General features: G+C 70.2%; 23 protein-coding genes and 1 pseudogene. 12 read left to right on the forward strand and 12 right to left on the reverse strand.

Annotated elements, in window-relative coordinates; translation table 11 throughout:
• Positions 1 to 64: 64 nt before the first annotated feature.
• The gene (locus ACIBI9_RS60720) at positions 65 to 535 is read right to left on the reverse strand and encodes a GbsR/MarR family transcriptional regulator (protein WP_397237071.1); all 471 of its coding nucleotides are present in this window, start codon (positions 533 to 535) and stop codon (positions 65 to 67) included.
• A 154-nt stretch (positions 536 to 689) separates the two neighbouring features.
• Between ACIBI9_RS60720 and ACIBI9_RS60725 the strand changes: the two genes are divergently transcribed.
• The 5 genes and pseudogenes from ACIBI9_RS60725 (at position 690) to ACIBI9_RS60745 (ending at position 4896) form a co-directional block, all read left to right on the forward strand.
• Positions 690 to 1370, forward strand: coding sequence for a CocE/NonD family hydrolase (locus ACIBI9_RS60725; protein WP_397237073.1), 681 nt, complete (start codon positions 690 to 692; stop codon positions 1368 to 1370).
• On the forward strand, positions 1262 to 2131 hold the full coding sequence (locus ACIBI9_RS60730; RefSeq protein ID WP_397237075.1) for a CocE/NonD family hydrolase: 870 nt from the start codon (positions 1262 to 1264) through the stop codon (positions 2129 to 2131). Before ACIBI9_RS60725 ends, ACIBI9_RS60730 begins: the two co-directional genes overlap by 109 nt.
• Positions 2128 to 2712: pseudogene (locus ACIBI9_RS60735) on the forward strand (NAD-dependent epimerase/dehydratase family protein); the annotation flags it as partial. The gene ACIBI9_RS60730 and the pseudogene ACIBI9_RS60735, both read left to right, overlap by 4 nt.
• Before the next feature lie 443 nt (positions 2713 to 3155).
• Complete coding sequence (locus tag ACIBI9_RS60740) at positions 3156 to 4301, forward strand: FAD-dependent oxidoreductase (RefSeq protein ID WP_397237077.1); 1146 nt, start codon at positions 3156 to 3158, stop codon at positions 4299 to 4301.
• 205 nt (positions 4302 to 4506) lie between these two features.
• On the forward strand, positions 4507 to 4896 hold the full coding sequence (locus tag ACIBI9_RS60745; protein ID WP_397237130.1) for a hypothetical protein: 390 nt from the start codon (positions 4507 to 4509) through the stop codon (positions 4894 to 4896).
• 127 nt (positions 4897 to 5023) lie between these two features.
• On the opposite strand, the gene ACIBI9_RS60750 is transcribed toward ACIBI9_RS60745, so the two are convergent.
• Both ACIBI9_RS60750 and ACIBI9_RS60755 read right to left on the reverse strand, forming a co-directional pair.
• Positions 5024 to 5416 carry a hypothetical protein gene (locus tag ACIBI9_RS60750; RefSeq protein WP_397237079.1) on the reverse strand — a complete coding sequence of 131 codons (393 nt, stop codon included), beginning with the start codon at positions 5414 to 5416 and terminating at the stop codon, positions 5024 to 5026.
• Positions 5417 to 5754: 338 nt separating this feature from the next.
• Positions 5755 to 6387: a TetR/AcrR family transcriptional regulator gene (locus ACIBI9_RS60755; protein ID WP_397237081.1), complete on the reverse strand. Its 633-nt coding sequence runs from the start codon at positions 6385 to 6387 to the stop codon at positions 5755 to 5757.
• Between the two features lie 65 nt (positions 6388 to 6452).
• Here ACIBI9_RS60755 and ACIBI9_RS60760 point away from each other — a divergent pair, with 65 nt between their 5' ends.
• The 4 genes from ACIBI9_RS60760 (at position 6453) to nhaA (ending at position 9892) form a co-directional block, all read left to right on the forward strand.
• A complete protein-coding gene (locus ACIBI9_RS60760; RefSeq protein WP_397237083.1) occupies positions 6453 to 6590 on the forward strand; it encodes a hypothetical protein in 138 nt (45 codons plus the stop codon).
• A gap of 18 nt (positions 6591 to 6608) precedes the next feature.
• Positions 6609 to 7844 (forward strand): FAD-dependent monooxygenase, encoded by a 1236-nt coding sequence (locus tag ACIBI9_RS60765; protein ID WP_397237085.1) that lies wholly within the window; start codon positions 6609 to 6611, stop codon positions 7842 to 7844.
• 34 nt (positions 7845 to 7878) lie between these two features.
• Positions 7879 to 8397, forward strand: a complete 519-nt coding sequence (locus ACIBI9_RS60770; RefSeq protein WP_397237087.1) for a hypothetical protein — start codon at positions 7879 to 7881, stop codon at positions 8395 to 8397.
• A 172-nt stretch (positions 8398 to 8569) separates the two neighbouring features.
• Positions 8570 to 9892 carry a Na+/H+ antiporter NhaA gene (gene nhaA / locus ACIBI9_RS60775; protein ID WP_397237089.1) on the forward strand — a complete coding sequence of 441 codons (1323 nt, stop codon included), beginning with the start codon at positions 8570 to 8572 and terminating at the stop codon, positions 9890 to 9892.
• Positions 9893 to 10051: 159 nt separating this feature from the next.
• Here nhaA and ACIBI9_RS60780 read toward each other — a convergent pair whose 3' ends face one another.
• The 5 genes from ACIBI9_RS60780 to ACIBI9_RS60800 form a co-directional block, all read right to left on the reverse strand.
• Positions 10052 to 10672 (reverse strand): TetR/AcrR family transcriptional regulator, encoded by a 621-nt coding sequence (locus ACIBI9_RS60780; RefSeq protein ID WP_397237091.1) that lies wholly within the window; start codon positions 10670 to 10672, stop codon positions 10052 to 10054.
• Complete coding sequence (locus ACIBI9_RS60785) at positions 10669 to 12132, reverse strand: FAD-dependent oxidoreductase (RefSeq protein ID WP_397237093.1); 1464 nt, start codon at positions 12130 to 12132, stop codon at positions 10669 to 10671. Before ACIBI9_RS60785 ends, ACIBI9_RS60780 begins: the two co-directional genes overlap by 4 nt.
• 114 nt (positions 12133 to 12246) lie before the next feature.
• A complete protein-coding gene (locus ACIBI9_RS60790) occupies positions 12247 to 12402 on the reverse strand; it encodes a hypothetical protein (protein WP_397237095.1) in 156 nt (51 codons plus the stop codon).
• 37 nt (positions 12403 to 12439) lie between these two features.
• Entirely contained in the window at positions 12440 to 13723 is a 1284-nt protein-coding gene (locus ACIBI9_RS60795) for an ArsB/NhaD family transporter (RefSeq protein ID WP_397237097.1), read from the reverse strand.
• Positions 13720 to 14163 carry a CBS domain-containing protein gene (locus tag ACIBI9_RS60800; RefSeq protein WP_397237099.1) on the reverse strand — a complete coding sequence of 148 codons (444 nt, stop codon included), beginning with the start codon at positions 14161 to 14163 and terminating at the stop codon, positions 13720 to 13722. Before ACIBI9_RS60800 ends, ACIBI9_RS60795 begins: the two co-directional genes overlap by 4 nt.
• Before the next feature lie 219 nt (positions 14164 to 14382).
• Between ACIBI9_RS60800 and ACIBI9_RS60805 the strand changes: the two genes are divergently transcribed.
• Positions 14383 to 15663, forward strand: coding sequence for a cation:proton antiporter (locus ACIBI9_RS60805; RefSeq protein ID WP_397237101.1), 1281 nt, complete (start codon positions 14383 to 14385; stop codon positions 15661 to 15663).
• Positions 15664 to 16133: 470 nt separating this feature from the next.
• On the forward strand, positions 16134 to 16658 hold the full coding sequence (locus ACIBI9_RS60810) for an alpha/beta fold hydrolase (protein WP_397237132.1): 525 nt from the start codon (positions 16134 to 16136) through the stop codon (positions 16656 to 16658).
• On the opposite strand, the gene ACIBI9_RS60815 is transcribed toward ACIBI9_RS60810, so the two are convergent.
• The 3 genes from ACIBI9_RS60815 to ACIBI9_RS60825 all read right to left on the reverse strand — a co-directional run bounded on the left by ACIBI9_RS60815 (position 16651) and on the right by ACIBI9_RS60825 (position 19499).
• Positions 16651 to 17589: a sodium:calcium antiporter gene (locus ACIBI9_RS60815; RefSeq protein ID WP_397237103.1), complete on the reverse strand. Its 939-nt coding sequence runs from the start codon at positions 17587 to 17589 to the stop codon at positions 16651 to 16653. The genes ACIBI9_RS60810 and ACIBI9_RS60815 overlap by 8 nt on opposite strands.
• Positions 17590 to 17874: 285 nt before the next feature.
• Positions 17875 to 19029: an FAD-dependent monooxygenase gene (locus ACIBI9_RS60820; RefSeq protein ID WP_397237105.1), complete on the reverse strand. Its 1155-nt coding sequence runs from the start codon at positions 19027 to 19029 to the stop codon at positions 17875 to 17877.
• Positions 19026 to 19499 carry a GbsR/MarR family transcriptional regulator gene (locus ACIBI9_RS60825; protein WP_397237107.1) on the reverse strand — a complete coding sequence of 158 codons (474 nt, stop codon included), beginning with the start codon at positions 19497 to 19499 and terminating at the stop codon, positions 19026 to 19028. The genes ACIBI9_RS60820 and ACIBI9_RS60825 overlap by 4 nt, the downstream gene beginning before the upstream one ends.
• Before the next feature lie 153 nt (positions 19500 to 19652).
• On the opposite strand from ACIBI9_RS60825, the gene ACIBI9_RS60830 reads away from it, so the two are divergent.
• Positions 19653 to 20378 carry a DUF998 domain-containing protein gene (locus ACIBI9_RS60830; protein ID WP_397237109.1) on the forward strand — a complete coding sequence of 242 codons (726 nt, stop codon included), beginning with the start codon at positions 19653 to 19655 and terminating at the stop codon, positions 20376 to 20378.
• A gap of 110 nt (positions 20379 to 20488) precedes the next feature.
• Here ACIBI9_RS60830 and ACIBI9_RS60835 read toward each other — a convergent pair whose 3' ends face one another.
• Positions 20489 to 20689, reverse strand: a complete 201-nt coding sequence (locus ACIBI9_RS60835; protein ID WP_397237110.1) for a hypothetical protein — start codon at positions 20687 to 20689, stop codon at positions 20489 to 20491.
• Positions 20690 to 21231: the final 542 nt, after the last annotated feature.

The raw sequence follows: 21231 nt of genomic DNA on the forward strand, positions 1-21231 counted from the left end.
GGGTTCTTGGCCTCTTCTCCCAGGTCAGAGCTGAGTTCGGTCCGCGGGCTGCGGGAGAGCATGATCAGTGGGGTGAGCTCTGCTGGTGTTGCTGCCAGCGTTCGAGCAGGGCGGGAATCTCGCTCAGCAGGAAGTGGTAGAAGTCGCGCATCTGGGTCAGCCGCCGGTGGGCAGGGTCGTCGGCCGGGGTGGTGTCGATGCCGGTCTGCGCTGCTTGGAGCATGACCTGGATGACGGTGTTCTGGCTGGTGAACAGGGTGGCCCAGGCATCGTCACGGAGGCGGTAGTGCTCGCGGCGGCTGCCGGGGGCGGGCAGGCGTTCGATCAGACCGACCGACAGCAGTGATTTCACCGCCGCCGAGACCGAGCCCGCGCTGGCGTCGAGCCGTTCGGCGATCTCGCCCGCGGTGACGCTCTGCTGGTCGGCGAAGAGGAAGACGGCCAGGGTGCGCGCGGCCATGCGCTGCAGTCCGCCGTCGGCCAGGGTCAGGGCGAGATGTTCGGCGGCCTGCCACCGGTCTTGTCTGTCGCTCACGAGGGCAGGATATCGAACAACATGGGACTTCAGAAATTTCTGAAGCTTCGGTATGTTGCGTGTATCGGGTTCCACCGTGTGGAGCGCCGATGGTGTGCCGGGAAGCCTGGTCGGCGATGTGACATCCGCTCCGCCATTGAGGAGATGACCGGCGATGACCCTGCTCAGCCGCCTGTTCGGTGTGCGTCCCGCCGTCCGGCGCCCGGTGCGCCTGCGGCGCGACGTCGAGATCCCCGCCGCCGACGGGGTACGGCTGCTGGCCAGCCACTACTACCCGGCCGATGTGGACCGGCCGCCTCTGGTGCTGCTGCGTAGCCCGTACGGCTGCGGCAACGCGCTGGACCAGCTGCCGAAGCTGCTGGCCGAGCGCGGCTACCAGGTGCTGTACCAGAGCCTGCGCGGCACGGCCGGCTCCGGCGGCCGCTTCGACGGCTTCACCATCGACCCGGCCGACGGCGACGGCACGCTGAGCTGGCTACGCGCCCAGCCGTGGTTCGGCGGCGTGCTGGCCACCTGGGGGGCCAGCTACCTCGGCTTCACGCAGTGGGAACTGGCCGCCCGCGAGATTCCCGAGTGGAAGATCGCCGTCATCCAGGACGCCCCGGCCGAGTTCGGGCACCGCTTCATGTACCCGGGCGGGGCTTTCGCGCTGGGCAACGCCCTGGGCTGGGTCCAGCTCGTGGACCGGATGTTCGCCGGCGGCTACTCCGCGCGAACGTCGCCCGCATGCCGCCGGCCGTGCACCTGCAAGGCGGCTGGGACGACTTCTTCCTGCCCGGCATGCTGTCCGACTACGCGGCGCTGCGGGCCGCGGGACGCCAGGTCCGGCTGCTGATCGGGCCATGGGGGCACGGCAGGGGCCTCTACACCCGTCACGGCATGGGCGACGCGCTGGCCGCGCTGGACGCCGCGCTGCTGGGCGGGCGGCCGCCGTCGGGGATGCGGTTGTTCGTCACGGGCGCGGACCGCTGGGCCGACCTGCCCGAATGGCCGCCCCCGCATGAGCCGACCCCGTGGCACCTGCACACCGGCGGACGGCTCAGCGATGAACCCGCCGCGGACGGCGTACACCCCAGCCGCTATCGCTACGACCCCGGCGACCCGACTCCCACGGTCGGCGGCACCGCGGTCGGCCTGTCCGCAGGCCGCAAGGACAACCGCCGCATCGAGGCCAGGCCGGACGTCCTCACCTTCACCTCCGACCCGCTGCCGCACGACATCGAGGTCATCGGCCCGGTCAGAGCCCGCCTGTACACCCGCTCGTCCATCCCGCATGTCGACTACTTCGCCCGCTTGTGTGACGTGTCACCGCGTGGCCGTTCGACCAACCTGTGCGACGGCATCGTCCGCCTCAGCGGGCCCGGCGATGTCCGGACTGCTGACATCGACCTGTGGCCGCTGGCCCACCGCTTCGCACGTGGCCATCGGATCCGGTTGCAGGTCTCCAGCGGCGCCCATCCCCGCTTCGGCCGCAACCCCGGCACCGGCGACCCCCTCGCCACATCACGCGAGCTGCGCCCATCCAGCCACGAGATCTTCCACGACCCGGACCGCCCCTCCGCCATCTGGCTTCCCGTCTTCTCAGGAGCGTCATGAAACTGCTGGTCCTCGGCGGAACCCACCACGTCGGCCGCGCCGTCGTGGAGACCGCGCTGGAGCGCGGCGACGAGGTCACCACCCTCAACCGTGGCCTCAGCCGCGCGCCGGCGCCCGGCGTCCGGGCGTTGATCGCCGACCGCACCGACCCCAAGACGGTCCGGGCCGCGCTGGGCCGGCAGGAATGGGACGCCGTCATCGACACCTGGGCCTGGGCACCGCGCGTGGTCAGGGATACCGCCCGCCTGCTGGCCGACCGAGCCGATCACTACGGGTACGTCTCCAGCCGCGGCGTATACCGCTGGCCCTGGCCAGCCGCCGCCGACGAGAGCGCCCCGCTCGTGGACGGCGACCCGGCGAGCGAGGACGCCGCCGACTACGCGGCCGCCAAGCGAGGCGGGGAACTGGCCGCCCTCGAGGCGTTCGGTGAGCGTGCCCTGCTGGCCAGGGCCGGCATGATCCTCGGCCCGTACGAAGACGTCGGCCGCATCCCGTGGTGGCTGCGTCGCCTGGAAAAAGGCGGCCCGGTGGTGGCGCCGGGACCCGCCGATGCGCCGTTGCAGTACATCGATGCCATGGACCTGGCCGCCTGGATGCTGACCTCGGCCGAGCACGGCGTGGGCGGCACGTTCAACGTGGCCGGGCGGCCCGGCGCGGTCACGATCGGCGAGCTGCTGCAGACGGCGCTGGAGGTGACCGGGTTCGACGCCCGGCTCGTGTGGGCGCCGCCGGAACTGCTCCAGGAAGAGTGCTTCCCGCTGGGGATGGAGTTCGGCCTCCGCTACCCGCACGACTGGGCTCCCACCGGCATCCACGACGCTGACGTCGGCGCCGCCTTCACCGCCGGCCTGACCTGCCGACCGCTGCGGGAAACACTCGCCGCCACGTGGGCATGGCTGCAGGCCGAAGGCGACCCACAGTCGCGCCCCGACGCCCCTTCACCCGACACCTGGCTCGACCCCCGCCGCCGAGCGGCGCGTCCTCGACCAGCTCTGACTCCCACCAGCCTCAGCGAGGAACCTTCATGCGCGCCGTCATCATCGGAGCCGGCATCGCCGGCCTGGCCACCGCTCTCCGGTTGTCCCAGATCGGCTGGGACAGTCTCATCGTCGAACGCGCTCCGCAGCGCCGCAGCGGCGGCTACGCCGTCACTTTCGGCGGCATCGGCTACGACGCCGCCGAGCGGATGGGCATCCTGCCCGACCTGGAGACGAAGGCCTTCGTCACCGAGGAGCTCGTCTACCACCGACCCGACGGCCGGCGTCGGTTCTCCCTGACCCGCGAGACGATCGCCGCCACCACGGGCCCCCGTTCCATGACCATCCTGCGCGGTGACATCGAAACCGTCCTGTACGAGCGCGTCCACAGCAGCGCGCAGATCCGCTTCGGCACCACCATCACCGCCATCGACCAGGACGCCCACGCCGTCCGCGTGACCCTGAGCGACGGCACCGTCGAGCACGCGGACCTGCTCATCGGCGCCGACGGCCTGCACTCGGCCACCCGCGCCCTGCTCTTCGGCCCCGAGCGCGACTTCCTGCTCGACCTTGAGCACAAGGTCGCCGTCTACATGCTCGACAAGCGCCCGGCCGCCATCGCCCCCGGCAGCACCGGCACCCTGTCGTCCGGCGGCCGTACCGCCGCGGTGATCAGCGTCGGCGACGGCCGCAACGTCGCCTTCTTCGGCTACCGCACCAGCCACGCCATCCCGGGCGAGGACGCGGCCACGCAACTGCGCCGCGTCTACAGCGACCTCGGCTGGGTCATCCCGGAAGCACTGGACGGCCTGGACAGGACCGACTCCGTCTACTTCGACACCATCAGCCAGGTCGTGGCACCCACGTGGAGCCGCGGACGCGCGGTCCTGCTCGGCGACGCCGCCTGGTGCGTCACGCTGTTCGCCGGATACGGCTCCGCTCTGGCCGTAGGAGGCGCCGACCGGCTCGGCACCGAACTGGAGCGCCACCCGGGCGACGTCGGCACCGCCCTGGCCGCGTGGGAGGCTGCGCTGCGGCCCGAGGTGGACAGGAAACAGAAGCTCGGCCGCCGGGTCAAAGGCGTCTACGCACCCGCCAACCCGCTGCTGCTCTGGCTGACCCAGCTCCCGCTACGCCTAGCCGCCCTGCCGCCTGTGCGCCGGTACATGACCCGGCGCTTCATCAAGGGCTGAACCCACCGGCAGCAGCCGCTCCGCCAACGCCAGTAGCCGGGGCCCGCATGAGGGCGGCCCCGGCTCCGCGGCGCCTGGCCGGCGACGGCAGGTGCGGTGGTCGCCACCGCCAGGTGGCGTCGCCGTCTGCGGCGATGCCCATGCGCCACAACGGCGCGGGCTCAGCCTGATCATCGTCACCATCGCCCGATGCGCGGCCCTGGAGGTGGTCCGGTCGCCGTCCTTGCGGGCGTCGCGGGCCGCCAATGACGCCGCTGCCATGCTCCGGCTGGAGGCGGGCCGCAACCCGCACGGCCGGGGGTTGATCGAGCTGGTCGGCGAGCTGCCGACGCACAGTAAGATCTTCCGGCAGCGCTGGGCCTTCCACGATGTGCAGTTTCACCGCAGCAGCTTGAAGCGGCTGCGGCACCCGGTGGTCGGCCAGCTCGACCTGAACTTGGAATCGATGGAGCTGCCGTCCGAGCCCGGCCTGACCCTGAACATTTACACCGCCGCCTCGGGCAGCCCCACAGCCGACGGACTGAAGATGCTTGCCAGCTGGGCGGCCACCCAGGACCTCGCCGAGGCGCAGCAGGCCGGCCCGAACCCAAGCTGATCCCACTGCACCAAGCACCTCGGCCCGTGATGCACGGGGCGAAAGCCCCGCCCGCTTGCGACAAGGCCGCGCCACGACGCGCGAAGAAATCATCTGTGCCTGGCCCAGTCCGCGGCTGCCGTGACGCTCACCAGCTGAGCACCTTCGGGCGTCCGGCCGGAACCGGCGGCCGGTCCTGCGGCATCCGCACGCCCAACGGGACAAGGGCCACGCAGAGCAGGGCGGTGACCAGCACGTCCGGGATCGAAGCGCCCTTCAGCACCCCCATCCAGGTGCCTCCCGCCAGGAGCAGCATCAAGGCCCGGGCGGTGCCGAAGACGCCCGTACGCCAGGCGGCGATGGCCAGCAGGAGCGAGCCCGCGTACTGGCCGACCGAGGCCCAGGACTTCACCCGCCACGGGCCGTAGGAGATGTCCACGTACTCCTTCATGATCGCACTCGTTGCCTGGTCCAGTCCGATGACCTCGGTGAGCTGGAATGCGGTCTGGTCGGCGTCACAGATGTTCTGCGGGTTACGCACGGCGCCAGTACGTGGAGCTCGGGCATGACGTTGGGCGAAGCATCGCTGCTGGAGCGGCTGGCTGCGGATGAGGAGTCCGTCCGCGGGCAACTTGAGTCGTTGCGTGAGCAGGTGGCGGCCCTGGAAGATCGGCTGAGCGACCTGGCCACCGCCCGGAGGATAGTCGCGCCGATGCTGGCCGGGCTCGACAAGCAGGTCGTTGTGATCATGGCGAGTTCCGGGCGGACCATGCGCGCCAGGGGAGTGGCTCCGGGTCGTGGACCCCGGCCTCACCCACACCAGCAACACCTGGACTCTCGCCACTGCCCCAAAGGCCGTGGACGGCCATCTCTTATGACCTACCGGCCAAGATTTTCAGGACAGCCCGAAGTGACGTGCCTCCCGCCGCAGAGGCGCAGTGTGCTTTCCAGGCACAGCGTCTCTGCCTCGTGAGTGGTGAGGCGCCCAGTTGCGACTTGCGCCGCGGCGGTGTGCTGGAGCCCGAAGATGGCGGCGGTGAGCCAGGCCGCGGGGAGTGACGGGTCGAAGTCGCCGGTGTGCTGGCCTCGCTGGATGAGCCGTTCGAGCCGCGGAGGCGCGGTGTCATGAGGGTCGCTGTGGGGCCGCGGGATCCGGGCCGCAGTGGCGTTCAGCAGGAGGGGATAGCGGCCGAGGAACCGCCAGCCGGCGCCGAGGAACCGGGCCAGCGCGTCAACGGGCGGGGTGGTGTCGAGGTCTGCGTCGTCGAGCAGGGCGGCGTATTCGGCGGCCGCAGCCTCGACGAGGGCGGCGACCAGGGCGTCGCGTGAAGGGAAGTGCGCGTAGACGGTCTGGCGAGTGACGCCGGCCGTGGTGGCGATGTCTTCCATGCTCGCGTCGGACCGCTCGCCGAGCACGATGCGGGCCGCGTTGAGGATGGCGTCGATGCTGCGCCGGGCGTCGGACCGGCGTCGGACCGGCGTGGGCGCGGTGGTGTCGTGCGAGTCGGCCATTCCAAGAATGGTACGCGTCCAGCCATAACCTTGACAGACTGTAAGAGATAGTTAAGTCTTACGGCGTGTCAAAGAAAGGTTTGAGTGGAGATCATCCGGCGATCGGCGCGCGCGGCCTGGTCAAGGTCTACGGAGAGAACTGGGTGCCGGGGCGGCACCCCCTCCTGGCCTTCACCGCGATCCACGCCGAACGGGCGGACTGAATGACGGGGAGGGATGCCATGCGGATTCTCATCTCCGGCGCCAGCGTTGCCGGTCCGGTGCTGGCGTACTGGCTCACGAGATACGGCTTCGAGGTCACCGTCGTGGAACGGGCCCCCGTGCTGCGCAAGACGGGCGGGCACGCGGTCGACCTGTTCCGGCCCGCGATGAACATCTCGGAGAAGATGGGCGTACTCGCGCGCATCGAGGAGCGGGCCACCGGCACCAACCGGATGAGCGTCTACCGGGAAGGCGCACGACGCCCCGTCCGGGTGGACCTGTCCAAGATATTCAGCGCCGCCTCCGACCGGCACCTGGAGATCATGCGCGACGACCTGAGCGAGATCTACTACGACGCCGCGCGCGACGACGTCGAGTACGTCTTCGGCGACTCGATCAGCGCGATCTCGCCCGACGGCGAGGTACGGTTCGACAACGCCGCGCCGCGCCGCTTCGACCTCGTGGTCGGCGCGGACGGGCTGCACTCCAACGTGCGCCGCCTCGTCTTCGGCGAGGAGTCCCGCTTCAGCGCCTTCATCGGTGCCTACCTCGGGGTGCTGACCCTGCCCAACGTCCGCGGCCTCGACGGCGAGCTCCTCATGCACGTCGGCGCCGGCCGCACCGCCGGCATATACAGCGCGCGCCACCTCGGCGAGGCGCGGGCGTTGTTCCTGTTCCGAAGCGAGCGCGAGCTCGACTACCACCACCACGACGTGCCCCGGCACAAGGAGCTGCTGCGTGGTGCGTTCGACGGCATGCACCCCGACGTGGACCGCTGGCTGGACGAGCTCGACCGCACCCCGGCCTTCTACTTCGACTCGATCACCCAACTCCGCATGGACACCTGGTCACGGGGGAGGGTGACGCTCGTCGGCGACGCGGGCTACTGTCCCGGCCCGGCCGTCGGCGGCAGTACCAGCCTGGCCGTCGTCGGCGCGTACGTCCTGGCCGGGGAGCTGGCGCGGGCGAGCGGCGACCACGAGCGCGCCTTCCCCGCCTACGAGCGCACGATGGCCGAGCACGTGCGCGGCAGCCGCGCGGCCGCGCTCAGCGCGGCCAAGACCCTCATCCCCACCTCACGCCTCGGCGTGCGGGGACTGGTCCAGGGCGCCCGCCTGATCTCCGCCCTGCCCGCGGGGCCCAGCCGCGCCCTCCTCCGCCTCACCACCAAGAGCGCGCGCCTCTACAACTCCATGACCGTCGACGACTACCCCCCGTCGCCCGCCGCGTCAGCAGGCCGGGTCGGCACCCGTTGACAACTGGACAGTGCGACCACCCAGGGGAGGACAAGTGTTTCCGTTCATCATCATTCCGATCGGCGTCTTGATCTTCCGGCTGCTCGGGGCGGCCGGCGTGCGGCGATTCTCCACCCTGCCGGCCAGCGCGGCGCACGCCATGGCGATCATGCTCGTGATCACGGCAAGCGCGCACTTCGTCCCGGCCGGCGTCTCAGCGATGCCGAACCACGGAGACCTCGTCGCGATGATGCCGCCCTTCGTCCCGTTTCCCAGCCTGATGGTCTATGCGACCGGCGTACTGGAACTGCTCGGGGCTCTCGGCCTGGTCATGACGCCGACACGCCGCCTATCGGGGATCGCGCTCGCGATCTTCTTCGTCCTCGTGCTTCCGGCCAATATCTACGCCGCCGTCGCCGACATCCCCTTCGCGGGCGAAGAAGCCACCCCGCTGTGGCTCCGGGTGCCCGAGCAACTGGTTTACATCGCAGTGGCCCTCTGGGCCGCAAGATCAGCCGACGTCAGGGCTGATGGGAAGTCAGGGCTGACGGAAAGAGGGGCGCCGAAGCACTGAGCGTTCTGCGACGCGAGGTGCAGCGAACCCACGCGTACCCCGTCAGGGAGTGGGTCAGGCGGAGTCGAGTCCGTTATGTGGCTCTTTATGTCTCCTGATACGTTATTGACAGGTGCGCCGGGAAGTCTGGTCGGCAAGTGAGCGACTCGACCCCTTCCTGGAGCGGAGTTTCATGCCCGGCACCACCGCCACACGCGCTGTTCGCCTGTTCAACCGGAGCACGTGGCCCGAAGCGCGACGCGTCGCCGACATCCTGCGCAAGGAGACCATCGGCGGGGCGCTGCTGCTGGCCGCCGCGCTCGCCGCGCTGATCTGGGCCAACTCGCCGTGGGCGCAGACCTATGAGGACCTGCGCACGATCGAGGCCGGGCCCGCCGCGCTGCATCTGAACCTCGACCTGGCCACCTGGGCCGCGGACGGGCTGCTGGCCATCTTCTTCTTCGTGGCCGGTCTGGAGCTCAAGCGGGAGTTCGTCGCCGGCGATCTGCGTGACCTGCGCCGGGCCGTGGTGCCGGTGGCCGCGGCGGCCGGGGGCGTGGTGGTGCCCGCGCTGGTGTACCTGGCGGTCGCCGGCCAAGTGGGGGCCAGCGGGTGGGCGATCCCGACGGCCACCGACATCGCCTTCGCCCTGGCGGTGCTCGCGGTGATCGGCCGCTGCCTGCCGGACGCGCTGCGCACCTTCCTACTGACTCTGGCGGTGGTGGACGACCTGATCGCCATCGTCATCATCGCCACCTTCTACACCTCCCACCTGTCGGTGCTCCCGCTGCTGGCCGCCATGGTGCCGCTGGCGGCATTCGCGCTGCTGGTACGGCGAGGAGTGCGTGCGTGGTGGCTGCTGCTGCCCCTGGCGTTCGCCTGCTGGGCGCTGGTGCACGCCTCTGGGGTGCACGCCACCGTGGCCGGGGTGCTGCTGGCACTGACCGTCCCCGTACTGTCCCTGACACCGCCAGGCGGCACCGGGAACAGCCCGGCCAAGGGGCCGGCGGGCGGGCAGGGGCTGGCCGAGCACTTCGAGCACCGGTTCCGGCCGATCTCCGCCGGTGTGGCCGTGCCCGTCTTCGCGTTCTTCTCCGCCGGAGTCGGCCTCGGCGGCCTCGACGGGCTGGCCGACGCACTGAGTGACCCCGTGGCACTGGGGATCGTGGCGGGGCTGCTGGTCGGCAAACCGGTCGGCATCCTGGCCGCCACCTGGCTGGTGGCCCGCTTCACCCGCGCCACCCTGGACGAAGGGCTGGCCTGGATCGACATGGCCGGGCTGGCCGTCCTGGCCGGCATCGGGTTCACCGTGTCACTGCTGATCGGAGAGCTGGCGTTCGGCACGGGCGAGACCGACGCGCGGGTCAAGATCGCCGTCCTGGCCGGTTCCCTGGCCGCGGCCCTGCTGGCCACGGTGATCCTTCGGCTGCGTGCCCGCCTCTACCGGCGTATCCACCAGGCCGAGACCGCCGACTCCGACCACGATGGCATTCCCGACCTCTACCAGCAGCCCTAGTTCTTCACCGGCGGCATCCCTGACTGCGGGCGAAGAGCGGCAAATCGTCCCGTCCGCAACCCGGCCTGGGCTGGCCTGTCGATCTCCAGCGTTTCCAGGCCCTGGTGGCGGTCGAGGCCCACGCGGGCGCTGGCCTGGCTGTCATGATGCTGGAGTCTGTCATGGGTGCGTCTCCTGGGTGGGCGGATACAGGCCGGCCTGGCGGTAGACGGCGGTGAGGTAGCGCAGCATCTCGGCGGCGTCCGGGGGGTCGGGCTGCAGCACGCGGTAGGTCACCGCGCCGGCCATCATGTCGATCAGCACGTCGAGGTCGGCGTCGGGTGCCACCGTGCCTTCCTGCTGGGCGCGCCGGAGCATCGCCGCGGCCAGCTCTCGGCGGGGCAGGATGTAGTGCCGCCAGTAGACGGCCATCAGCGCAGGATGGCTCACGGCGGAGCCCATGATGCGGGCGACCAGCGCGCGGAAGGCGGGGCTCGCGGCCATCTCGGCCGCCGCGGGAAGGACGTGTTCGACGATGGACTGCGGGGGCAGGGCGGAGACGTCGGCGGCCGAGGGTGTCACCTCGTCGCTGACCCACTGCTCGATGGCCTGGGCGAGCAGGTCTTCCTTGCTGCTCCAGCGGCGGTAGACGGTCAGTTTGCCCACCCCGGCGCGCTTGGCGACCTGTTCGATGCTGGTGCCCTCGACGCCGCGCTCGACGAACAGCTCCAGTGCGGCGTTCAGGATCGCGGTGTCGGTCTCGGGGTCGCGGGGGCGTCCGCGTCCTCGGGTGGCGGTCATGCGAGGGCTCCGTCCAGCCAGCGGGTGAGCTCGGCGGCGCCGCCTTTGCAGGCCAGGTGGGCGTCGGGGCGCACGAGCTGAGCGGGCCCGTTTGCGGGCCCTGCGGTGCGGAGGTGGACCACCTGGTCGCCGAGCCGCTGCCGAGCTGCCTCGAAGGCGGCCTGATCTCCGAGCACGGCCCACTTCCCGCGCAGCTCGGCGTGCAGCCGGGTGCGGCTTCCGTCGGGGCGTTCGCAGGCCAGGTCGTCCATGCGGTCGCCGGGGCGGGGCTTGCGGCCGCCCCCACCGAGCGGGCCGCGGCGGTAGCTCACCCACAGCTGCGAGGTTGTGTACGTGGTCCAGCGCTGGATCCATGCCTGGTTGAACAGCCGCATCAGCAGCTGGTCGCGCAGAAGGCGACCGAGCGGGCTGCCGGCGATGTTGACCTTGGTGGCGGCGGTGCTGCCGCGCAGGACCTGAGTGGCCAGTGGTCGGCGTTCGGCCTGGTAGGTGTCGAGCAGGCGCTCTGCGGCCCGTCCCCGCACGACCAGGGCGAGTTTCCAGGCGAGGTTCTCGGCGTCGCCGAGCCCGGTGAGCATGCCCTGCCCGCCGAACGGAGCGTGCACGTGTGCGGCATCCCCAGCCAGCAGGACCCGCCCCGTAAGGTAGGTGTCGGCCAGTCGCCGGTGCACGCTGAACAACGACGCCCAGGTGACGTCGTGCAGGCGCAGGCCGGTCAGGCCGGTGCGTTCGGGCAGGATGCGCCGCATGCGTTCGGCGATCTGTTCCTCGCCGGGTTTGTCGTCACGGAACGTGGCGTCGTAGGCGAGCAGCCGCCACTGATCTCCTGGCATGGGCATGGCGCCCAGAACACCGTCGGGATGCGCCCAGCCGCTGGTGCCCGACCGGTCCAGCCCGGGGTCAAGGCGGCCGTCGACCAGCAGGAACCGCTCGCTGACCTTTACCCCGGGAAAGCGGATCCCCGCCAGCTTGCGCACCGCGCTGGAACTCCCGTCGCAGCCCACCAGCCAGCCCGCCCGAATGGTACGGCCATCGGCCAGCATCGCGGTGATCCCGGCCGCGTCCTGCTGCAAGGAGGTCAGTCTCTTGTCCCATTCCGGCTGTCCGCCCAACTCGGCAAGCCGCTCACGCAGTCGTGCCTCGACCCGGGCCTGGGAGATCACCATCGGTGGAGCCGCGGTGCCCAGCCCTGGGTCGCCGAACCGGATCTTCATCATCGGGCGGTCCCCGGCGTACGTGGTGATCGTCATTGCCCGCACCGACTCCTGCGGCAGATCGCCGAGGGCGTCCAGGCGGTCCAGCACCTCCGAGCCGCGGGCGTGCACGAAGTTCGCGCGTGACGTGGTGGCCGGGCCCTCGGCTTTGTCGATCACGCGTACCGAGACGCCGTGCTGCAGCAACGCGCACGCCAGCGCCAGGCCGACCGGCCCTGCGCCGACCACGAGAACATCGCTCTCCATTGCCGACCCTCTCCTTTTATTAACGGAACGGTCTCGTAAATAAATAATCGAGCAGCAGGCCCGGCGTGTCCAGAGGGATGGTGCTGCCCGTAAGGGCACATCGCCGGTGTTCAGCTAGAAAGGGCGGTGCCTGATCCACGCGTGCAGGGCCAGCCCAGCGGCGACCACGATGACGGCGGGCCACAGTAACGTCGCGGACCCGCCCACAGCCAGCCAGATGATGGTGAAGACGACGAAAACGGCGGCCCGGACGAGGGTGTCGTGCGCCATGCCATTCGCCTGCCTGCATGTCGGTGTGTGGCCCTGGTCAGAGGAGGTAACGCAGCCACAGGTACGGGGCGACCAGGACGACGGTGACGACCGTGACGATCAGGCCGTACTTGGTGAACTGCCAGAAGCTGATCGGAGTGCCGTTGCGGGCGGCTATGCCGAGCACGACGACGTTGGCCGCGGCGCCGACCGCGGTGGCGTTGCCGCCCAGGTCGGCGCCGAAGGCCAGCGCCCACCACAACACGTCGTGTCCCCCGTTGGCCTGGACGAGGTGTTCGACGATGGGGCTCATGGTGGCCACATAGGGGATGTTGTCCACGATGGCCGACAGCACGGCCGAGATGCCCAGCAGCCCCATGGTGGTGGCCGCCAGTTGCCCGCTGGTGGTCGCGACAGCCGCCTTGGACAGCTCACCGATGACGCCGGTCTCCACCAGGGCCCCCACCATGACGAACAGCCCGGCGAAGAACACCAGCGTGGGCCACTCGACCTCGGCGATGGCCTGCTCGGTGGTCACCTTGGTCGCGGCCACCAGCACGCCCGCGCCCAGCAGAGCCACGACCGAGGGCTCGTAGTGCAGCACCGGGTGCAGCACGAACGCGGCCATCACCAACGCCAGCACGGCCAGCGACTGCCACAGCAGCCGCCGGTCGGCGATGGCCTCCCGCTCGTCCAGCGCCATGATCTCCTCAGCCCGGTCGGGGTCGTAGCGCAACGAGCGGCCGAACATCAGCCAGCACAACCCCACGAACACCGCCATCAAGACGATGACGAGCGGCGCCATGTGAATGAGGAAGTCGTTGAAGCTCAATCCCCCGCGGCTGGCGATGATGATGTTCGGCGGGTCACCGACCAGGGTGGCTGCGCCGCCGATATTGGACGCCATGGCCTCGGCGATCAGGAACGGCGCAGCCTTGACGGCGAGCCGCTCGCACACCAGGAACGTCACCGGCGCGATCAGCAGCACGGTGGTCACGTTGTCCAGCAGCGCCGAAGCCGCCGCAGTGATCAGCACCAGCAGCACCATCAGCCGGAACGGCCGGCCCCGGGCACGCTTGGCGGCCCAGATGGCCAGGTACTCGAAAACGCCGGTCTGCTTGAGCACGCCGACGATGACCATCATCCCGAGTAGCAGGAAGATGACGTTCCAGTCGATCCCGGCGTGCCGGGAGAAGAACGCCGCCTCGCCGTTGGTGGCATGGATGCCCAGCATGATGCCGGCGCCGCCGAGCGCGGCCGCGACCCGGTGGATCTTCTCGGTGGCGATCAACGCGTACGCGGCCAGGAACACCGCCACGCTCACCCACGCGAGCACACTCATCCCGCGAGCACCCCGTCCAGCAGCGCCTGCAGCGTCACCGCCCCGACCAGCCGCCGGTCGTCGACGACGGCGACCAGCGGGCTGTGGGTGCGCGCCATCAGCGCGGCCACCTCCAGCACGGTCGCCTCGGGGTCGGTGACCGGCAGCTCCCGCGGCTGCCGGGGCAGGACCTCACGCACGGTACGGCCGTCCAGAGCCCGCAGAAAAGCATCGGCGTGCGCCTCGTCCACGACCCGGGCCAGCGCCGGATCGTCCTGGCAGTAGCCGGGCACGGCCAGGCGCAACACCTGCGTGCCCGGCAGGATCGTGAACGGCGCGCCGTCGTCGCCGACCACGATGAGACCGGGCAGATCCTGCTCGGCCAGCAACCTGGCCGCGTCGATCGCCGGCGAGTCGAGCCGGACCGTGGGGAAGTCGGCAAGCAGATCTCGGGCGCGCACTGGCACATCCTTCTCTCAAAAGGGACAGAACGTGCCGACCAGACTTCCCGGCTCACCTGTAGACAACGTATCAAGACCCGTCAAGATCACCCATAGCGGGATCGGCAGCTCTTCACCCGCCCTCGGTGATTAGCGTCAAGAATCCGTCTACCCGCTTGACATGGCCGCTGCTAAGGTGAGCGGCGGTGCGCCGGGAAGTCTGGTCGGCAAGATCGTCTAGTGGATCCCGACCGGAGGCGTACGCACAGTGACTTCTTCTTCGCGGTGCCCCTGATGGGCGCGCTCCTGACCGCGTTCGCGGGCGTGCTGCTGCTGGCCGTGCTGCTGTCCAGCCTGGCCCACCGCACCATCCTGTCCACGGCCGCGCTCTTCCTGGTCGCAGGGTTCGTGCTGGGCGACGGCGTCCTGGGCGTGGTTTCGCTCAAGCCAGGCGACGATCTCGTCGCGACCCTGGCCGAGCTGGCCTTGTTCACCGTGCTGTTCACCGACGGCATGCGGGTGGGCTGGAGCGAGTTGCGCAGCGCCTGGCGGCTGCCCGGACGGGCACTTGGCTGGGGCCTGCCGCTCACCCTGGCCATCACCGCCATCGGCGCCCACTACCTGATCGGGCTGGGCTGGGTCGAATCCCTGCTGATCGGCGCGATCCTGGCACCCACCGACCCCGTCTTCGCCGCCGCGTTGGTCGGCAACGAGAAGGTGCCGCCCCGGCTGCGGCAACTGCTCAACGTCGAGTCAGGTGTCAACGACGGGCTGGCGCTGCCGTTCGTCGTCGTCTTCCTGGCCATCGCCTCTGGGGCGCAGGATCTGCACCTGGGTGAGCTCGGGCTGGAGCTGGGTCTGGGCGTGCTCATCGGGGTCGCCATCCCTTGGGCGGCGCTCAAGTTGGAGCAGATGCGCTGGTTCGCCGCTTCTACTCAGTATGAGCCGCTCAACGCCCTGGCCATCGGCCTGCTGGTGCTCGCCGTCGGCAAGGCCACGCACGGCAATCTGTTCCTGGCCGCCTTCTCCGCCGGCATCACCGTGGCCACCTTTGGACAGCGGCAGCGCGAGTCGTTCGAGCACTTCGGTGAACTCATCGCCGAAGTGTTCAAACTGGCCGCGCTGCTGGTGTTCGGCGCGCTCATCACCCCCGCGCTGCTCGGCTCGGTCGGCTGGCAGGGCTGGCTGTTCGCGATCGGCGCGCTGGTGCTGGCCCGCCCCATCGCCATCTGGTTGTCCTTTCTGCGCTCCGGGCTGTCGGTACGCGAGCAGGCGGCGGTGGCCTGGTTCGGACCCAAGGGTTTCGCCTCCGTCGTCTACGGCCTGCTCGTGCTCGCCTCCGGCATCGCCGCCGCACAGCAGGTGTTCCAGATCGTCGCGGTCACCATCGTGGCCTCGATCCTGCTGCACTCCTCCACCGACATCGTCGTCGCCCGCACCTTCGACGATGAGCGCGAGGTCCCGGCCTGGTACGGCGGCGTCACTCGCCGCCTGCGCAGACCGGCAAGTGACCCGGAATGACCCCGCCTCCTTCACTGACCGGCACCATCGGCCAGCGCAAGTCGTCATGCACGACCTCGCCATGGCCGTCCTGATCGGCAGCGTTCATCCCAGCCGCGACGCCGGTCGACCGGGTAACCATCCCTGCGGAAGGACCTTTCCTTCTGATGCACGGCCGCACCTCCGCCCGGCGACATCGGTGCCGGTGCGGTTCGCGCCGCTTCGTGGCCGTCATCGCATTCGTCACCGGCCCACCGTATACAAGAGTTCGCGCGGCCGGCTGGCGGTGCGGCAGTGGTGTTCGGACGCTTTGGCGCGGGCCGACTTCCCACCCACGAAGACGACGGTGGACACCAGCGCCGGCCAGGTAGCGCTCGTATCGGCCGGACACCGAGGACCGCAGGTGGTCGTGGTGCCTGGCACCGGCTTCAACGCCGCGGTGGCCCTGCCCTGGCTGCGGGCGCTGTCGGCGCGCTGGGGCGACCACGGTGGTGGATCTGCCCGGTCAGCCCGGCCTCAGCGACCCGCACCGGCCTCGGCGGGGCAGGTCGGTCTGGTACGGCCGGAAACTGGACGAGGTCCTGACGGTCGCGGACCTGGACCGGGCTGTGCTGGTGGGCAATTCGCTGGGAGCGGCGGTGGCCTTGGCCGCCGACTCGCCCCGGATCGCGGCGCGGGCGCTGGTCTCTCCCGCCGGTTTCGTCCGTCTCACGGTGGACCCCGGCACTGGCGGCGGCTTCGGCCCTGTGGCTGATGCGTCTCGACCTGCGGATCTTCTCCGGCATGGGCGACCTGACCACCCCGGCTCACCTCGACGATGTGGTGTCACTGGTAGCCGAGGTCGCCGATCAGCCCACCGGCTGAACCACATCACGGAACTACAGCACCGGGCGCCCCTCCTGCGGCACATCGGTGCCGACGGTGCTCGCGCTTCGCCCCGACGAGGCGGGCCGCCACCAGGCAACTGCCGGCCCAGGCGTCAAACCGCCTGGGCCGACCGTATGCCGCCTATCTGAGCAACAGCAACACCAGGAAGTACGCCACCACCAACAGGGCCGATGGGCTGCGGCTGAGCGGTATGCCACGGGCGAGCAGGGCCCAGATGAACCCGATGATGCCCACCATCGCCACGATGACGGTCGAGGTCACGGTGGGCGCACCAGCGGTGAGGAGGGCGACGATGGCGCCGCCCGCGAGACTGGTGATCAAGTTGCCGCCGAGCAGGGTACCGACGAGCAGATCGCTGTAACCTTGCCGCTGAGCCCGGATCGCGATGATCAAGATGGGAAGCGCCGCGGCGAACGCCACCAGCGTGAACCCGACCAGGTCCGGGGAGGCGCCCACCTGTGTGGCCAGGTCGGAGGCGTTGACAACCAGCAACTGCGCAGCCACGAGCACCCCGGCCAGGCCAGCAAGCGTCCGCGACACCTCTCTTCCCAGGCGTGGCGGCACCGCGGTGTTCAGATAACCCGCGCTCTGCACCGCCACCATGTCGTGCGGGCTCATCCGGACCAAGACCACCAGCAGCACCATCGCGCCAATCAGAGCCACGGCCAGAGTGACGCCCGCCCCGGGACCGAGCCCGTCCAGCAACGTGATCGCGAATATCGTGACCGCCGCCATCGACAGCAGCGCCTCACGCTGCAGCAGCGAGGAGCGAATGGCCAGCGCCGCGATAAGTCCGCCGACACCGAGGACCGCGGTCACGTTGAGAATGTTCGAGCCGACCAAACTGGCCGTCGCCAGCTCTTCATGCCCTCTCAGGCTGGCCGTTGCGGCCATGATGAGCTCCGGGAGACTAGCGGCCAACCCCATGACCATCACGCCCACCACGACGGGCTGCAGGCCGAGCCGCCCGGCCAGCCGACCCGAGCCCAACACCAAGTGATCCCCCGCGAAGGCGAGGATGACCAGCCCGAGCGCGATGAGGGCGATAAGGAGCAGCATCCGCGGCCTCCCATCTGGTCACCTCACTCGAATGGGCCACGCTGACCAGCGCGGACGCCGGCGCGGCGACATACCGACGCTATAACAGTAGGGGATCGATCACACACTCAAAGTGACCGCATGGTTGGGCGGAAGCTTCTTCTCTGACGGCCTTGTGGCGGCCCCCCACTCGTTCTCGCGCCGCCGTCGGTGCCGCGGGAGCATCGATCAGTGCCCTACGTCCTGAGCCGCAGCTCCCTTACGGCGCCGGGCGAGAGGTGGCCGCGCCTGGCGCGCGAACCAGGCTCAGCGGGGTGGGGCCGGCGACGGCAAGTGCGGCGGCTGCCATCGCCAAGTGGCGTTTCCGTCGGCGGAGATGCCCTTGCGCCACAACGGGCCGGGCACCATGCGCAGCATGGTCACCAGCGCCCGGTGTGCGGCCCTAGAGGTGAGACGCCGCCCGTCTTGGTCAGCGCCCCGGGCGGTGGATTGAGTACGCGGGCGGCGTTCGTCGTCGTAGCGGCGTAGCGCAGCCTCCACCGCGGGCTCACCGGCCACGGCCGCGGCGAGCACGACCGCGTCCTCAAGGGATTGCCCTGCGCCCTGGCCGCGATCGGGACTCATCGCGTGCGCGGCATCGCCAAGAAGAGCCACCCGGCCGTGAACGTAGGTGGGCAGTGCTTCGACATCGTGGATGTCGATGTGGATGACCGCCTCCTCCGAAGTGGCCTCGATCAGCGCTGGGATCGGCTCATGCCAGGCCCCGATCCGGCGGATCACTTCGGTCTTCTCCTGGTCGTAGCGGATGCCGGGCGCATCAGCGGTGGTGACGTAGGCCCAGTACGCGCGGCCGCGCACGATCGGGTGGATCAGGAAGTAGCCGCCCGGGCCGAGCGTGACACTGCCCGGCAGATCAGGAACCTCGGCGATGCCCAGCCAGGCCGTCCGCCCGAGAAAGCGTGGCGGCGGCGCGTCCGGCCACAGCCGGCGGCGCACGGTACTGCGGATGCCGTCGGCGGCGATGACCAGCTCAGCGCTCAACTCGAGGCCGTCGCACACCACGGTCACGCCGTCCTCGTTCTGCCGGACGGTGGTGACCTCCGCCGCCGTGGGCACCCAGCCCTCAGGTAGCGCCTCCAGCAGTACCCGGTGCAGGTCGGCGCGGTGGAAGGCGAGCAGCGCACTCGCCTCACCTGGCCGGGCCCGTTGCAGGTAGCGGCCGTCGGGCAGGCGCAGGTTCGCGGAGGAGTGTGTGGGTACGCCGACCGCTTGGGCCTGCTCTGCGACGCCGAGCTCGGCCAGCGCACGCATGGCGTTCGGGGCCTGAGACATGCCGGCGCCGATCTCACCCAGCTCGGGGGCGCGTTCCAGCACCGTGGCCTGCCAGCCGATCCGCCGCAGCGCCAGGGCTGCGGCCAGCCCGCCGATGCCGCCGCCCACCACGATCGCCTGCCTGGTCATGGCGTCTCCTTATCGGCGGAGTCGTCGGGGTGCAGTGGTGGCGCGTTGTCGAACACCTTGGCCATCCACTCGAAGGTGGCGTGCGCCTGCCGGACGCGGGTGGCCCGATCATCATCCGGGCCGACCAGGCCCAGGCCGTCGCGGGTGATGTCCAGGAACGAGGTGATCGAGGCGATTTGGTGGCGTACCACCACTCCCCAAGCGTCCTCGGCCATCCGGTAATAGACGGTCCGTTCTCCCGGCCGGGTCCGCCACGTCAGGAACCCCATGCTCGTCAGCAGCCGAAGGTTTGATGTCAGCGACGCCCGGCTTGCGCCGATGGCCTGACTGATCTGCCCTGCGGACTGCTCGGGTGGATCGCACACCATCAGCCAGCCCAGCACCCGCCCGGCGATCGGCGGTACTCCGTCGCGGGCCAGGTACATGGCGACCCGCTCCACCCACTCCAGCAGTCGCTCCTGCTCGGTCACGTATGGCCCTCCTTGCCTCTTGCAGTTATTTCAGTATGCGCTAAAATCCGCGTATTGATCAAGGATACGCCCCATTAGGGGCGTGCTGTTGGAGAGCCGGGAAGTCTGGTCGGCCCGTGGCCCCTTGCGGTCACGGAGAAGGAGGACTTTCCCATGCCCACACGTACTCTCAAGGCGCTGCTGGGCAGCGGCGTCATAGCAGGTGTGCTCGTACCAGTGCTGTTGTGGGCCGACGGCGCCACCCGCCCCGGCTACAGCCTCTGGCACCACGGCGCCAGCCAACTTGGCACCGGCGAACGCGCCTGGCTGCAGACGGCCAACTTCGTGCTCGGCGGGCTGCTCCTACTGGCCTTCACGGCCGGGCTGCGCCGGGTCCTGCGCGGTGGCCGCGGCGCCACCTGGGGCCCGATCCTGGTTGCGACCGCCGCCGCCGGGCTGGTCGTGGGCGGGCTGGTGCCCACCGACCCGGCACTGGGCTACCCGCCCGGGCAATCCGCCCCGACACCCGGCGTGCTCACCACCAGCGCCCTCATCCACCAGGTGGCCGGCTTCGCGCTGTTCGCCGGGCTGAGCGCCGCAGCGTTCGTGCTGGCCCGGCGTCTGGGACAGCACAGCCGCGCCTGGGCCATCTACTCGCGTCTGTCCGGCGCCCTGATCATCACTTTCGCCTTCGCCGCCGGCATCGCCTACCGCCTCGATACCCTGAGCGTGTGGAGGCCGGCCCCCGCGGGCCTGCTCGAACACCTCTCCCTGCTGACCGGTTTTGTCTGGATCATCGCCGTAGGCGTTCATCTCCTGCGCGGCCACGTTCCCGCAGACCCGAACACACCGCCGGCCGGCACTCAAGGCCCCGGATCTGTCGGTTCCCAGGCTGGATGACAAGAAGCAGGCCAACGGCAATCAGTCGGCGGCCTGCGGCTGCGGAGCGGAGGCCGCTGTCGACCGGCTCCCGCTCCGCGGCTTTTCCGGCGGCACGCGGGTCGAAGCCGCTATCGGGCAGGGCCGGCGTGCTTGGCGGAGTAGTGCTCGCGCCAGCTGTCGATGAGCGGGATCAATCGCTCGGTCATGTAGGCGTAGAAGTCCTTCATCTCGTGCAGGCGCCGACCGGTGATGCTGTCCTCACCCGCCGCGTCGAGGCCTTCCTGGGCGGCATCCCCCATGGGGGCCAGCATCGCGTTCTGCTGTGACATCAAGCTGACCCATGCGCCCTGGCGGAAGCGGTAGTGGTCGCGGCGGCTGCCGCCGGGCGACGACGAGACCGAGGCGGAGATGCGCCGCCAGCTGGCTGGCCGCTACAACACGGTTCGCCCGTTCCTGTCCCTGCTCGGCGAGTCGAGCGCGTTGGGGCGGCCTCCGGCGGGCGGAGGGTGCTGGAGGCGGTGAAGCGGCTGCCCGCGCTGTCGCGGCGCAAGGTGAAGGCCAAGCCGCTGCTGCCCCGCGAGATCGGCCAGAAGCTGGTGCCGCCGGCCTGAGAAGGCGGTGTTCTCCAACCCCGACCTGCCGCAGGGGTCGGTGGACCGCGACGCATACGTGGTGTGCGTGCTGGAGCAGCTCTACCGGGCGCTCGGGCGCCGCGACGTCTTCGCCTCCCCGCCGAACCGCTGGTCCGACCCCCGGGCGCGGCTGCTGGACGGGCCGCAGTGGGAGGCGGTGCAGGCCGACGTGCTGCACGGCCTGAGCCTGGAGGCGCCGGTCGAGCAGCACCTGGCCGAGCGGGTGCGGGCCCTGGACG

The organism is Nonomuraea sp. NPDC050451, from assembly GCF_044458585.1.